This window comes from Phenylobacterium sp. (assembly GCF_024508875.1).
Classification (GTDB): Bacteria; Pseudomonadota; Alphaproteobacteria; order Caulobacterales; family Caulobacteraceae; genus Phenylobacterium.
The window spans coordinates 1-12,801 of the sequence record NZ_JANINU010000003.1 but is presented as its reverse complement, the minus strand read 5'-3'; the positions used below and the strand labels follow the sequence as shown (position 1 = coordinate 12,801).

At 70.6% G+C, this 12,801-nt stretch carries 12 protein-coding genes; 6 read left to right on the top strand and 6 right to left on the bottom strand.

Going from position 1 to position 12,801, the window contains the following annotated elements; genetic code table 11:
* Window positions 1-137 precede the first annotated feature (137 nt).
* The 4 genes from Q0L11_RS00760 to Q0L11_RS00745 all read left to right on the top strand — a co-directional run bounded on the left by Q0L11_RS00760 (window position 138) and on the right by Q0L11_RS00745 (window position 5,516).
* A complete protein-coding gene (locus tag Q0L11_RS00760; RefSeq protein WP_296594930.1) occupies window positions 138-2,372 on the top strand; it encodes a TonB-dependent receptor in 2,235 nt (744 codons plus the stop codon).
* Window positions 2,373-2,474: 102 nt separating this feature from the next.
* Window positions 2,475-3,767: a citrate:proton symporter gene (locus Q0L11_RS00755; RefSeq protein ID WP_296594929.1), complete on the top strand. Its 1,293-nt coding sequence runs from the start codon at window positions 2,475-2,477 to the stop codon at window positions 3,765-3,767.
* A gap of 40 nt (window positions 3,768-3,807) precedes the next feature.
* The gene (locus tag Q0L11_RS00750) at window positions 3,808-5,208 is read left to right on the top strand and encodes an acyclic terpene utilization AtuA family protein (RefSeq protein WP_296594928.1); all 1,401 of its coding nucleotides are present in this window, start codon (window positions 3,808-3,810) and stop codon (window positions 5,206-5,208) included.
* Entirely contained in the window at window positions 5,208-5,516 is a 309-nt protein-coding gene (locus Q0L11_RS00745; protein ID WP_296594927.1) for a DUF4387 domain-containing protein, read from the top strand. Before Q0L11_RS00750 ends, Q0L11_RS00745 begins: the two co-directional genes overlap by 1 nt.
* Window positions 5,517-5,553: 37 nt before the next feature.
* Here Q0L11_RS00745 and leuD read toward each other — a convergent pair whose 3' ends face one another.
* The 5 genes from leuD to Q0L11_RS00720 all read right to left on the bottom strand — a co-directional run bounded on the left by leuD (window position 5,554) and on the right by Q0L11_RS00720 (window position 9,869).
* A complete protein-coding gene (leuD, locus tag Q0L11_RS00740; protein ID WP_296594926.1) occupies window positions 5,554-6,198 on the bottom strand; it encodes a 3-isopropylmalate dehydratase small subunit in 645 nt (214 codons plus the stop codon).
* Between the two features lie 2 nt (window positions 6,199-6,200).
* Window positions 6,201-7,619 (bottom strand): 3-isopropylmalate dehydratase large subunit, encoded by a 1,419-nt coding sequence (gene leuC / locus Q0L11_RS00735; protein ID WP_296594925.1) that lies wholly within the window; start codon window positions 7,617-7,619, stop codon window positions 6,201-6,203.
* Window positions 7,619-8,635 carry a phosphoglycerate dehydrogenase gene (locus Q0L11_RS00730; protein WP_296594924.1) on the bottom strand — a complete coding sequence of 339 codons (1,017 nt, stop codon included), beginning with the start codon at window positions 8,633-8,635 and terminating at the stop codon, window positions 7,619-7,621. The genes leuC and Q0L11_RS00730 overlap by 1 nt, the downstream gene beginning before the upstream one ends.
* Before the next feature lie 101 nt (window positions 8,636-8,736).
* Window positions 8,737-9,444, bottom strand: a complete 708-nt coding sequence (locus Q0L11_RS00725; RefSeq protein WP_296594923.1) for a DUF1345 domain-containing protein — start codon at window positions 9,442-9,444, stop codon at window positions 8,737-8,739.
* Window positions 9,441-9,869 carry an ATP-binding protein gene (locus Q0L11_RS00720; protein WP_296594991.1) on the bottom strand — a complete coding sequence of 143 codons (429 nt, stop codon included), beginning with the start codon at window positions 9,867-9,869 and terminating at the stop codon, window positions 9,441-9,443. The genes Q0L11_RS00725 and Q0L11_RS00720 overlap by 4 nt, the downstream gene beginning before the upstream one ends.
* Window positions 9,870-9,898: 29 nt before the next feature.
* On the opposite strand from Q0L11_RS00720, the gene Q0L11_RS00715 reads away from it, so the two are divergent.
* On the top strand, window positions 9,899-10,336 hold the full coding sequence (locus tag Q0L11_RS00715; protein WP_296594922.1) for a FecR domain-containing protein: 438 nt from the start codon (window positions 9,899-9,901) through the stop codon (window positions 10,334-10,336).
* Window positions 10,333-10,905, top strand: a complete 573-nt coding sequence (locus Q0L11_RS00710; RefSeq protein WP_296594921.1) for an OmpA family protein — start codon at window positions 10,333-10,335, stop codon at window positions 10,903-10,905. The genes Q0L11_RS00715 and Q0L11_RS00710 overlap by 4 nt, the downstream gene beginning before the upstream one ends.
* On the opposite strand, the gene Q0L11_RS00705 is transcribed toward Q0L11_RS00710, so the two are convergent.
* Window positions 10,892-12,801: CHASE2 domain-containing protein (locus Q0L11_RS00705; RefSeq protein ID WP_296594920.1), on the bottom strand; the 1,910-nt coding region annotated here is incomplete at its 5' end. The two genes, Q0L11_RS00710 and Q0L11_RS00705, sit on opposite strands and share 14 nt — an antisense overlap.

Here is a 12,801-nt window from a genome sequence, read left to right as displayed (position 1 = left end):
GGCAAAATTCCCGCGAATGCAACCTGGGTGGCGCACGAAACCCCCTGTCCCGGTGCATTCGTCCCGTCGCTCGCCCTCCAGACGGGGCGGAGCTGCGTCAGAGGTCCCTGAAGGGACCCGAGGGAAGGGGAGGCTACATGAGCTACCGCAATATCATGGCGTTCCTGCTGTCGACGGCGGCCGCGACGGCGGCTGCGCCGGCCTTGGCACAGGAGAGCGCCGCCGCCAGCGGCGGGGCGAGCGCGGGCGACCATGTCGGCGCCATCGAGGAGATCGTCGTCACCGCCCGTCGGCGCGCCGAGTCGCAACAGAGCGCGCCGATCACCCTGACCACCTACACCGGCCAGCAACTGGCGGCCCGCGGGGTCACCGAGTTCACCCGGATGGCGCAGGTAACGCCGGGCGTGGGCTTCGACGAGTTCCCCAAGGGCTCGCCGCGCGTCTATTTCCGCGGCGTGGGCGGCGGCGGCCAGGCGGCGGGTGGCGACCCATCGTCGGTGGCGTTCCTTGACGGCGTCTATCTCGCGCGCCCCCCGATGCTGGGGATCGACTTCTACGACCTGGAGCGGGTCGAGGTGCTGAAGGGGCCGCAGGGCACCCTGCTGGGCAAGAACGTGGTGGCCGGCTCGGTGAACTTCATCACCGCCAAGCCCGTCGACAGCGTCGAGGCCAGCGCCCAGGTCACGATCGGGGAGTACGGCCAGAAGAACGCGAACCTGATGGTCAACGCGCCGATCGTCGACGGCGTCGCCGCGCGCCTCGTGCTGGGCGCCGTCACGAACGACGGCTTCCGCAAGACGGTCACCGGCCAGCCGCTGGACGACGAGCACAAGCTGACGGCGCGGCTGCACGTGCGCGCCGACGTCGGCGAGACCTCCTACCTGCTGCTGTCCGGCGACATCGCCGACCAGGACCTGTCGGACGCCTCGCGCTACAACGTGATCGTCCTGCCGTTCACGCCAGGCAAGGGCTACGCCGACTACGATCCGCCCGGCCGCACCAATCCCGACCACCGCGGCTTCACCCGCTCGACCACCGGCGGCGCGCGCGCCGAATTCACCACCGAAGCGCTGGGGTTCGCCTCCTGGACCACCCAGGGCTCGTGGCGAACTCTGGACTACGACGTCGCCAACGACCTCGACGGGACCGATCCGGCGACCAACGCGCGGCGCGGCCTGCCCGTCTCCGGGATCCAGACCCTGGCCCAAGAGCGGACCGACTCCTATTCGCTGGAAAGCCGGCTGTCGTCGCTGGGCGGCGGGCCGCTGACCTGGGTGGCCGGCCTCTACTACAACCGCGACGAAATCCACCGCGAACGCGAGACCCAGCAGTCCGCCACGCCCACCACCATCAACCGGTTCATCGGCGACGCCACGAACAACAGCTACGCCGTCTACGGCGAGGCCGAATACGGCTTCGACTTCGGCCTGAAGCTGTTCGCCGGGGGGCGCTACACCCAGGAGAAGAAGACCGTCCGGGCCCGGCGCCTCACCGGATCGATCGCCGCGCCGGTGACCAGCTACGATACCGCGAACTCGCCGGGCGTGTTCGACGAGGGGAGGTTCACCTACCGCATCGGCGCCAACTACCGGGCCAACGAGAACGTCTTCGCCTTCGCCACCATCTCGACGGGGTTCAAGTCGGGCGCGTTCCAGGAACAGCCGAGCTCGGCCGCCCTGGCGCGTACGCCCACCGAGCCGGAGAAGGCCACCAACTACGAGGTCGGCCTCAAGACCGACTGGTTCAACCGTCGCCTGCGCGCCAACGTCTCCGGCTTCTGGATGGACTACCGCGACTTCCAGACGGCGAAGGTCGTTCCGGACGCCTCGGCCGGGCCCGTGGGCACCCGCGTCACCGTCGACACGGCGGACGCGACCATCAAGGGCGTGGAGAGCGAGGTGATCGCCGCGCCCGTGCCCTGGTTCGACGCGGCCGTCCGCTACACCTACCTGCATCCCTACTTCACGAAGTTCACGCAGACTTCCGGCTTCCGCGCGGACGGCTCGCCGATCTTCGCCAATGGCTCGGGCAACCGCCTGAGCCGCACGCCGAAGCACGCCGTGGTCGCCGAGGTCGGGCTGCAGAGCTCGCGCGACGCCGAATGGGGCTGGGTCCGCGCGCAGCTCACGATGGACTATCAGAGCGACATCTTCGACAACAACATCAACGATTTCAATGAATACCGGAAGGCGCGCACGCTGTGGGACGCCAGCCTGACCTACAACGTCGACGAGCGGTATTCCGTCCAGGTCTGGGGCCACAACCTGAGCAACAAGGAATACCGCATCTGGCAGACCAACGGCGGCGTCTATCAGTACGTCCAGTACGGCCCGCCGCGGCAATACGGCGTCACCTTCCGCGCCGCGTGGTGACCGGATGACCCGCGGCGCAAGCCCGTCCCGACCTGAGTTCCTCCCCTGCCGCCGTCCCCGCGCGGGGGCGGCGGGCCTTTCGGGGTTCCTGGAGGGCGCGACATGCTGATGGTCCTCGGCTTCGCCATGGTGGCCAGCTTCATGATCCTGATCATGACGCGGCGGCTGTCGGCCCTGGTCGCGCTGATCCTGACGCCCCTGGTGTTCGGGGTGGTGGCGGGCCACGGCGCCGACCTTGGCAAGATGGCGGTGGACGGCATCGCCCAGCTCGCGCCCACCGCGACGCTGCTGCTGTTCGCCGTCCTCTACTTCGCCCTGATGATCGATGCGGGGCTGTTCGATCCGCTGGTCTCTCGCGTGCTGCGCCTGGTTGGCGACGACCCCGTGCGGATCGCCCTTGGGACCGCCGCGGTCGCGCTGATCGTCGCCCTCGACGGCGACGGCGCCACCACGGCGCTCATCACGATCACCGCGTTCCTGCCCGTCTATCGGCGGCTGGGCATGAACCCGCTGGTGCTGGCCGTGATCCTCGGCTCGGCCAATACGGTGATGAACATGTTCCCCTGGGGCGGGCCCTCGGGCCGGGCCGCCGCGGCGCTGCGCATCGATCCGGCCGATGTCTTCATTCCGCTGCTTCCCACCATCGCCGCCGGGGTCTTGGGCACGTTGGCGATCGCCTGGCATCTCGGCCGCAGCGAGCGGGGACGCCTGGCCAGCGGAGTCGCCCTGGCGTCGGGCGCCATGGGCGCGCCGATCGCGTTCGAGCGGGATCCCGAGGCCGCGCGGCCCCGCCTGCTGTGGTTGAACCTGATCCTGACGCTGGCGGTGCTCGGGTGCGCGATCACCCACGTCCTGCCGCTGCCGCTGGTGTTCATGGGCGGCTTCGCCCTGGCCATGCTGGTCAACTATCCCTCGCTCGCCGACCAGCGGGCGCGGTTGCAGGCCCATGCCGGGAACGCCTTGCCCATCGTGCTGCTCATCCTGGCCGCCGGCCTGTTCACCGGCGTGATGACCGGAACCGGCATGATCGACGCCATGGCCAAGGGTGTGATGGTCGTCGTGCCCGAGGCGCTCGGCCCATGGCTGGGGGTGGTCACGGCCTTCCTCAGCATCCCGTTCCAGTTCGTGCTGTCGAACGACGCCTACTACTTCGGGGTCGTGCCTGTGGTGGCCCAGACGGCGGCGCACTACGGCGTGGCGCCGGAAGTGATCGCCCGAGCCTCCCTTCTCGGGCTGCCGGTGCACGGCCTCAGCCCGCTGGTGGCGGCCGTCTACCTGGTGTCCAGCCTGCTCGGCTGCGACGTGGGCGCGATGCAGCGCTTCGGGCTGAAGTGGGCCGGCCTGCTCAGCCTCGTGCTCATCGGCGCGGCGGCCGCCACCGGAGCCATCCTGTGAAACTCAGTGAAGTCCGCGATCGCCGGAAGGAGCGTGCGCAATGACGGGTCAGACCCATTTCGACGGACCGATCAAGGTCCTGGTCCCCACGGGGTCGTTGGGCGCAGGGGCCCGCGAGGAGGAGGTGCGCCACGGCATCGCGCAGGGCGCCCACGTCATCGCCACCGACGCCGGATCGACCGACAGCGGCGCCGCCTACCTCGCGCTGGGGATCTCCAAGAACAACAAGGGCGCGGTGAAGCGGGACCTGACGATCCTGATGAAGGCCGCGCACGAGGCGAAGATCCCCATCGTGGTCGGCACCTCGGGACAGGCAGGCGGCGACCGCAACCTCGACTGGACCCGCGACATCGCCGTCGAGGTGGCCCGCGAACTGGGCATCCGCCCGAAGATCGCCCTGCTCTATTCCGAGCTCAGCAAGGAGACGGTCAAGGCGAAGAACGCCGCGGGCCGCGTCCGACCGCTGCCCCCCGTCGGGTCGCTGGACGACGCCACGGTCGACGCCTGCGACCACATCGTCGCCGCCATGGGCCCGGAGCCGTTCATCGCCGCGCTGCAGGCAGGGGCCGACATCGTGCTCGGCGGACGCACGACCGACACCGCGGTGCTCGCCTGCTATCCGCTCATGAAGGGCGCGCCGCTGGGCCCCGCCTGGCACGCCGGCAAGATCGGCGAATGCGGCGCCCAGTGCACGATCAAGACCGTCGACGGCTCGGGCGTGCTGCTCAGCATCCATGCGGACGGCTTCGACGTGGAGCCGCTGAGCACCGTGAACACCTGCACGCCGCACAGCGTCTCGGCCCACATGCTCTACGAGAACAGCGACCCCTTCCTGCTCACCGAACCGGGCGGGGTGCTGGACGTCACCGAGGCGGACTACCAGCAGGTCAACGAACGCATCGTCCGGGTGACGGGATCGGCCTGGCGGCCGCGGCCTTACACGATGAAGCTGGAGGGCGCGTCCAGCGGCCGGTTCCAGACCGTCATGCTGGTGGGCATCCAGGACCCGATCGTGCTGCGCAACCTCGACGCGTTCCACGACCGGATGCTGGATCGGCTGTACCACCGGGTCCGCACGACCATCGGCGAGGCGGCCGGCGACTTCCACATCTCGCTACGCCTGTATGGCTGGAATGCGGTGACGGGCGAGAAGGTCCCCGAGGGGACGCCCCCGCCGCGCGAGGTTGGCGTCCTGTTCGTCGCCACGGCCGACACCCAGGAGATGGCCACGCAGATCGCCAAAGCCTGCAATCCCTGGTTCTTCCACATGTACATGCCCGAGCACGAAGAGATGCCCAGCTACGGCTTCGCCTTCACGCCGGCGGATATCGAGCGCGGGCCCGTCTACGAGTTCCGGCTGAACCATGTCGTGGAGTGCGACGATCCCATGGAACTTGTGCGGACGGTTTGGGTCGACCTCGATCGGGCGGAGGCGGCGTGATGGCCAAGGTGAGCGACGTCTGCCGTCTCGTGCGTTCCAAGAACGCCGGACCGTTCTGGGTGACGGTCGACCTGTTCTTCGACGGCGCCGACAGCTTCCGGCGCTACGCCGGAAGCGAGGCCCTGGGCCCCGAGACCTTCGCCCGGCTCTACGGAACCGACCCGGCGCTGGTGAAGCGCTTCCCGGTCGAGCGGCTGAACATGATCAAGATCTCGTACCCGCGGTCCTCGCCGCAGGGCGGGATGGTGGAGCGCGACCTGCACTGCGGCCAGCAATACGTGCGTCTGCTGGACGTCGAACTAGGCTGACGGAGCGACGCCGCCATCCGGCTCGGGCGCTGGGAACCTACGCCGGCGTCCCTGATCCGGGCTGGGCGCGATCCGGTTCGAGCCAGGGCGAGCGCGCGATGTGGCCGGCCTCGAACGCCCGGATCTCATCCGCACGCTCGAGCGCCAGGCCGACTGCGTCCAACCCGTCCAGCAGCGCCTGTCGGCGCGTCGGCTCCACCACGAACGGGATCGCGAGGCCAGCCATCGGCTGAATCGTCTGGGTCTCGAGATCCACGATCAGCCGATTGCCTTCGGGCCGTGAGACAGCGGCCAGCAACGCTGCATGCGTCTCGGGTGGCAGCGTGATGGCGAGCAGGCCGTTGCGGGCGCAGTTGTCGAAGAAGATGCCGGCGAAGCTGGTCCCGATGAGCGCGCGGACGCCAAGCTGCGCCAGGCCCCAGACCGCATGCTCGCGGCTTGAGCCGCATCCGAAATTGGGTCCCACCACCAGGAACACGGCTTTGGCCCACGGCGCCTGGTTGAGCACGAATTCGGGGCGCGGGGCTCCGGCCTCGTCGAACCGCAGGTCGAAGAAGACGCCGCGGTCCAGGCCCCGCCGGTCGATCCCCTTCAGGAACTGCTTCGGCATGATGACGTCGGTGTCGGTGTTGGCCGCGGGGAAGGGCGCCGCGATCCCTGCCACGCGGCGGAACGGTTGCATGTTCAGGCTCCCAGCCGCCGCACGTCGGCCAACCGGCCGCTCACCGCGGCGGCGGCGACCATCGCGGGACTCATCAGGTGGGTGCGTCCGCCCGCGCCCTGGCGGCCCTCGAAGTTGCGGTTGGTGCTGGAGGCGCAGCGCTCGCCCGGCGCCAGCACGTCGTCGTTCATGGCCAGGCACAGGGAACAGCCGGACTGACGCCATTCGAACCCGGCGGCGGTGAAGACGCGGTCCAGCCCCTCGGCCTCGGCCTGCCGCCGGACCGCGCTGGAGCCCGGCACGACCATCGCCCGCACGCCCGTGGCGACGTGGCGGCCGCGCAGCACGTCCGCCGCCTGCCGCAGATCCTCGATCCGGGCATTGGTGCACGAGCCGATGAACGCCCGGTCGATCGGCACCTCCTGGAGGGGCGTCCCGGGGGCGAGGCCCATGTAGTCGAGCGCCCGAGCGGCGTCGCGCCGCCGCGCCGGCGTGGCCTCACGGTCGGGGTCGGGAACGACGCCGGCGACCGAGACCGCCTGATCCGGGCTGGTGCCCCAGGTGACCATGGGCTCGACCGCCTCGGCCCGGATCGCGACGGTGCGCGCGAACGGCGCGTGGTCGTCCGAGCGGAGGTTGCGCCAGGCCTCGACGGCGCGCGCCCAGAGCTCGCCCTTCGGGGCCCGTGGACGTGCGGCCAGGTGGTCGAACACCTTCGCGTCCGGCGCGATCACGGCGCCCCGCGCGCCGCACTCCACCGACATGTTGCAGATGGTCATGCGGCCTTCGACGCTGAGCGCGGATATGGCCTCGCCGGCGAACTCGATCGCATAGCCCGTCGCGCCATCGGCGCCGATCCGCCCGATCAGGGACATCACCAGGTCCTTGGCCACGACGCCTGCGGGCAGGCGCCCAGTGACCTCCACGCGCATCGGCTTCAGCCGCCGGTAGACGACCGTCGAGCTGGCCAGCATGTGCTCGATGTCGGACGTCCCGATGCCGAAACCCAGCGCGCCCAGCGCGCCGTAGGTCGTGGTGTGGCTGTCGCCCGCGGCCACCGCCATGCCCGGCAGGATGAAGCCCAGTTCGGGCGCGACGACATGCTCGATCCCCTGCAGCGGATGCAGCACGTCGAACAGCTCGATCCCGAAATCGCGGCAGTTGCGCGCGAAGTAGGCCACCTGTTCTGCGCCCCCCGGGTCCGGCATTTGCAGCGTCCGGTGCGGCGTCGTCGAGTTCACGTGGTCCACGACGCCCAGCAGGGCCTTGGGACGCCAGACGGTCCGGCGCGCTTCCCGCAGGCCGGTGAAGGCCTGGGGGCTCGTGTATTCGTTGAGGACGCTTCGGTCGATGTAGAGCAGGACGGTCTCGCCGCTGGCGTCCAGCGTCGCCACCGTGTGGCTGTCCACCAGCTTGTCGTAGAGGGTGCGGGGCGCATCCATCAGGCGGCTCCCTGGCCCGCGCGGCCGTCGGCGACGACGCATTCGGTCGGCGGACTGCGCCCCTGGAAGACGTCGACGACGCAGCGGGCCGCGATCATGTTGGTGCGCGCCAGCCCCTCGCGGGTCGAGGCGCCGGCATGGGGTGAGGCGATCACGTTCGGCAGGGCGATCAGCTCATCGGTGACCGGCCGCATACGCGGGTCGCTCTCGCTCTCGAAGACGTCGAGGCCCGCGCCGCCGATATGGCCGGACTTCAACGCCGCCAGCAGGTCGGCGTCCGAGACCAGGCCGCCGCGGGCCGTGTTGATCACGAAGGCGCCCGGCCGCATTGTCGACAGGCTGGCGGCGTCGATCATGTGCCGCGTCGCGGGCGTCAGTGGTGCGTGCAGGGTCACGTAGTCGCTCTCGCGCAGTAGGGTTTGGACGTCCATGAAGGTCACGCCCGCCTGGACCGCGTAGGACGGGTCGGGGCGCGACGTCGCCGCGATCACGCGCGCTTCGAAGCCGCTGAGTCGGCGGACGACGCTGCGGCCGATGCGGCCCAGTCCCACGACGCCGACGGTCTTCCGGTAGAGGTCGGTCCCCATCAGGATGGACCAGGAGCCGCCGATCATCTGCGCCTGGGTCTCGCGGAATCGGCGCCCCAGGCCGATCATCATGCCGATGGCCTGGTCGGCGACCGACGCGTCGTTGCCGCCGGCCGCTATGGTCACGACCCGACCCAGCTCGCGCGCCGCGTCCAGGTCGACACGCTCATGGCCGACGCCGCGGCGCGAGACGATGGAAAGTCGGGGGAGGGCGGCGAGCAGTTCGCGCGTGACGCGGGCGTGCCCGACGATCCATCCCTCGGCGCCGTCCAGCACGCTCGCCAGCTCGTCGTGCGAGAGATCGCCGTCCGCCTGGCCGGGCGGAAGTTCCGTGAAGACAACCTCGCAGCCGGTCTGCTCGAGGAAGGCGATGGACGCCGCGTCGAAGAACCTTTGCGTGACGACGACGCGCCTTGATCCCGAGCCCATGCCTGCCTCCGCCGCCCGAAACCCGGGTTAGCGGCCGGGGTGGCCGGTGGCTAAGACCGGTTGCGCATAAGCTGATGCGCCGGCGTGCGAGGGGGACGGGCCTAGCCGCCCCCGAACAGGCCCGCCGCCAGGTTGATCGTGAGCGCCAGGATCAGGGTGTTGAAGGCGAAGGCGATAAGGCTGTGCGTCGTGCCCAGGCGGCGCAGCCGCTTGCCTGTGAAGGCGATATCCGCGGTCTGGGCGGCGACGCCGATCACGACGGCGAAGTGCAGGAAGTCCCAGTAGTCGGGCGGCTCGTCCCCGGGGAAGGCCAGGCCGCCGGTGTCCTCGCCCGTGTCGGAGTCGGCTGCGTAGTAGTCGTGCGCGTAGTGCAGGGCGAAGATGAACTGCACGACCAGCCACGACGCCGCTACGGTGCCGAACGCGGCCGTGATGCGCACGGCCCGCATGACGCCGTGGGCGTGCTGCGCCTGCGACAGCTCCAGCCCGGCGGCGGCCAGGCTGGCGGCGCAGGCGGCGAGAACCAGGGCGAGGATCACGGCTTGGCCCTCGTCCTGGTGGGCGGCGCGCGCGCGGATCTCGTCCGGGCCCTCCGGCGCGATCGCGACGAGGGTGAGGCCGAGGTAGAGCACGCAGAAAACGTCCCAGCCCGCGATCGCGCCCGTCGATACGGAAAGCTCCGGCGCCAGAAGGGCGCAGCCGATCCACGCCGCAGCGCCAGCGCCGAGCGCGAGGCTCAGCCGGGGGCGGATCATGAAGGCGCGGGGGCCTAGCCGCCAGCGCCCGGATCGTGCGGACCTGGCGCTCATGGGAGCGGCAATTCCAGGACCAGGCGGTTGCGTCCCGCGCGGCGGCCATAGGCGGCCACCCGGCTCCAGGCGCGCATCAGCTCGAGCCCGACGCCGCCGCCGCGGTCCAGATCGGGTCCCTCGAAGACCGCCGCCCTGGGGTCGAAGGCGCGGCCGGTGTCGGTCACCGTCACGCGGACGATCTGCGCGTGGAGCGCCAGCCGCAGGCCGATGCGGCTGCCGGCCGGCGGCCCCCCGTGTTCGAGCACGTTGGCCACCCACTCCTCGACCACGATGGCCAGCCGCTCGGCCGCGTCGCGTCCCAGTTCGTGCCGCTCGATGAACACGCGCGTGACCCCCAGCGCGCGCGCCACGGCGCCGCCGTCCGCGGCAAGGTGCGCACGCGTGGGGCGAGGGGCTTGGGCAAGGGCGCGGAGCTGGGCTATGACAGAACCGTGTTTCAGGGAGACGCGCGATGCGCAAGGCTTGGGTCGCAGGATTGCTGATGGCGGCGGCGCTGTCGACGCCGGGCTTGGCGATGGCCGAGATCGGCCGGATCAAGACCGTCACCGGCACGGCTTCGGTCGTCCGCGGCAAGGTCGTCACGCCCGCCGCCCCGGGCTACCAGCTCCTGGTCAGCGACGTGCTCACCACCGGGGGCAACGGCCGCATCGGCGTCACCTTCGTCGACAACAGCCGCTTCGCCGTCGGTCCCAACAGCCGCGTCGCCCTCAGCCAGTTCGAGTTCGACGACACCACCCACAAGGGCAAGTCGCTGACCACGGTCGATCGGGGCACGCTGGGCGTCGTCTCGGGCCAGATCGCCAAGGAGAACAAGGACGCGATGAAGGTGCGCACGCCCACCTCGCTGCTCGCGGCCCGCGGCACCACCTTCGTGGTGGAGGTGAAGTGAGGCTCCTTCCCGCCCTCGCCGCCGCCGCCTTGCTCGCCGGCTGCGCCTCCTCGGACGTGACGCTCCTGAACGACGCCGGCAGCGACAAGTCCGGGCAGGTCGCCGTGCTCGATCCCAAGACCGGCAAGGAGGTCGGATCCCTGACCGCCGGCGACACCCGCGCCCGCGTGGGCGGCAAGTCCGTGAAGCCCAAGGCCGTGAAGGCCGGCTTCTGGTCGGGGCTGATGAACTGGACCCCCTTCGCGCCCCGCGTCTACGTCATGTATTTCGTCGAAGGCACGACCGAACTGACGCCCGAATCCGCGCCGATCCTCGAAGCGCTGCGCACCGCGGTGAAGCCCGATTCCGAGGTCCAGATCACCGGCCACACCGACACCACCGGCAGCCAGGAAGTCAACGACAAGCTCTCCCTGGAGCGGGCTGTCGAGATCCGCGCCGCGCTGGTGAAGCAGGGCCTGCCGGTCGACAACGCCAAGGTGGTCGGTCGCGGCGAGCGCGAGCCGCGCGTCCCGACCGAGGACAACGTCAGCGAGCCCGCCAACCGGCGCGTCGAGGTCATCCTGCGGTAGGCCGCGGCCGCACCGCCATCACCGTCAGGTCGTCGCTGGGCTCGCCGCCGGCCTCGAAGGCGCGGACGCTGTCGACGAGGCTGTCCACCAGTCCGTGCAGGCTCGGCGTCCGCGAGGCCTGGCTGAGGGCCTCGAACACCTGCTCGCGCTTGAACAGCGCCCCATCCGGCGCCTGGGCCTCGGTCAGTCCGTCGGTGAACGCGATCAGCGTCTCGCCCGGCGCCAGGCGGTGGACCTCCTCCGGGTAGGGGAATTCCTCATCGACGCAGAGCGGCGGCCCGCCGTCCAGCTTCAGCTCGCGCACCGCCCCCGCGGAATCGACGATCAGAGGGTTCTCGTGGCCCGCGCAGCAGAGGACGAGCCGGCCGTCGCCCGGGTGAAGCACGCCGACCAGGAGCGACACCGCCATGGCCTGGCGGTTGTCGCGCGAGAGCTCGCGGTTGATCTCGCCGACGGCCGCAGCCAGGCCCGTGTCGGGCCGCATGAGCAGGCTGCGCGACAGGGCCTTGGACAGCGCCATGAACAGCGAGGCGGGCACACCCTTGCCGGTCACGTCGCCGACCAGGAAGCAGACCCGGCCGTCCTCGAACAGGAAGGCGTCGTAGAGATCGCCGCCGACGGTCTTGGCCGACTGAAGCACCGCGTCGATCTCGATGGCGGGCGAGATGCGGGAAAGCTCGGCGCGGGGAAGCAGCATGCCCGACTGGATCTCGCTGGCCGCCGCCAGTTCACCGGAGATCCGCGCGGCGCTGACCTTCTCGTCCTCCAGGGCGTCGCGCAGGCGCCGCTGCACCCGCCGGCCTTCGACGAACAGCAGCACGACCATCACCGCCGAGTTGGCCGCGCCCGGGGCCAGCATGGGAAAGGGGTCCAGCAGCAGGTTGTTGTGGAACGCCAGGAGACTTGCGCCGAACGCCAGCCCGATCTCCACGGTCGCGCCAAGGATGACGGGGCCCATCGGCGCGCGAGGAACCCCAAGCCAGGAAACCATGACGAGCAGGAGGCCGATGCCCCACTCCATGGGCGCCGCCCAGGCCGGTCGACGCAGGGCCGCCCCCCGCAGGATCGAATCCACCGCCTGGGCCTGCACGTACACGCCGTAGATCGCCTTCGCCCGCGGCGTGCTGGTGACGTCGGAGGTGCCGGCGGCGGCGAGCCCGATGAGGACGATCTCGTCCTTGAACTGGTCGGGCTTCTGCCCCTGACGCAGCACATCCACGGCCGAGGTCGTCTGAGTCTTCCGCCAGTCTCCGAAGCGCAGCAGGAGCTGGCCGTCGGGACCCGCCGCCACGCGATGCTTGCCGACGGTCACCGCCTTCAGGCGGTCGCCGGCGGTCTCCAGGCGGATCGCGTCCGCGCCTTCGGCCACGCGCACCAGTTCCAGCGAGAAGCTGGGCGTCACCTGTCCTGCGGCCCGCGCCAGCAGCGGCACCCGGCGGACCAGACCGTCGGCGTCCCGGTCGCCGTTCACCAGGCCATGGCCCAGCGGCGCGCCGTCCAGCAGCGGGATGTTGGAGACGACGGACGGGAAGTTCGGCAGGTCGGCGGGCAGCTTGCCGGTGAATTGGGCCTCGGGCGGCAGGGGCGCGGCCTGGCCCTCGGTCAGGTCGAAGGATTCCTCCGACACGCCGGCCCGGGCGAGCACGACCGGGTTGCGGCCGATGACCCGCGCGAACACCGCGTCCATCGACGGCAGGGCCTGGATCTCCCGGGCCACGCCGGGCGGCAGTTCGCTGTAGATGCTCGCGAACTCGGAAGGGGCCAGCCGGTCGGGCTCGGGGAACAGCACGTCGAAGCCGATCACCGCCGCCCCGCGGTCTGCGATCTCCTCCACCAGCCGCGCCAGGTAGAACCGCGTCCACGGCCAGCCGCCCAGGTCGCGCAGGCTGTCGGCGT

Excerpts from the sequence above, each read along its gene's own strand:
- Q0L11_RS00760 (WP_296594930.1), top strand. The coding sequence starts at position 138 with ATGAGCTACCGCAATATCATGGCGTTCCTGCTGTCGACGGCGGCCGCG.
- Q0L11_RS00725 (WP_296594923.1), bottom strand. The coding sequence starts at position 9,444 with ATGAGCGCCAGGTCCGCACGATCCGGGCGCTGGCGGCTAGGCCCCCGC.
- Q0L11_RS00750 (WP_296594928.1), top strand. The coding sequence starts at position 3,808 with ATGACGGGTCAGACCCATTTCGACGGACCGATCAAGGTCCTGGTCCCC.
- Q0L11_RS00755 (WP_296594929.1), top strand. The coding sequence starts at position 2,475 with ATGCTGATGGTCCTCGGCTTCGCCATGGTGGCCAGCTTCATGATCCTG.
- Q0L11_RS00730 (WP_296594924.1), bottom strand. The coding sequence starts at position 8,635 with ATGGGCTCGGGATCAAGGCGCGTCGTCGTCACGCAAAGGTTCTTCGAC.
- Q0L11_RS00715 (WP_296594922.1), top strand. The coding sequence starts at position 9,899 with ATGCGCAAGGCTTGGGTCGCAGGATTGCTGATGGCGGCGGCGCTGTCG.
- Q0L11_RS00745 (WP_296594927.1), top strand. The coding sequence starts at position 5,208 with ATGGCCAAGGTGAGCGACGTCTGCCGTCTCGTGCGTTCCAAGAACGCC.
- leuD (WP_296594926.1), bottom strand. The coding sequence starts at position 6,198 with ATGCAACCGTTCCGCCGCGTGGCAGGGATCGCGGCGCCCTTCCCCGCG.
- leuC (WP_296594925.1), bottom strand. The coding sequence starts at position 7,619 with ATGGATGCGCCCCGCACCCTCTACGACAAGCTGGTGGACAGCCACACG.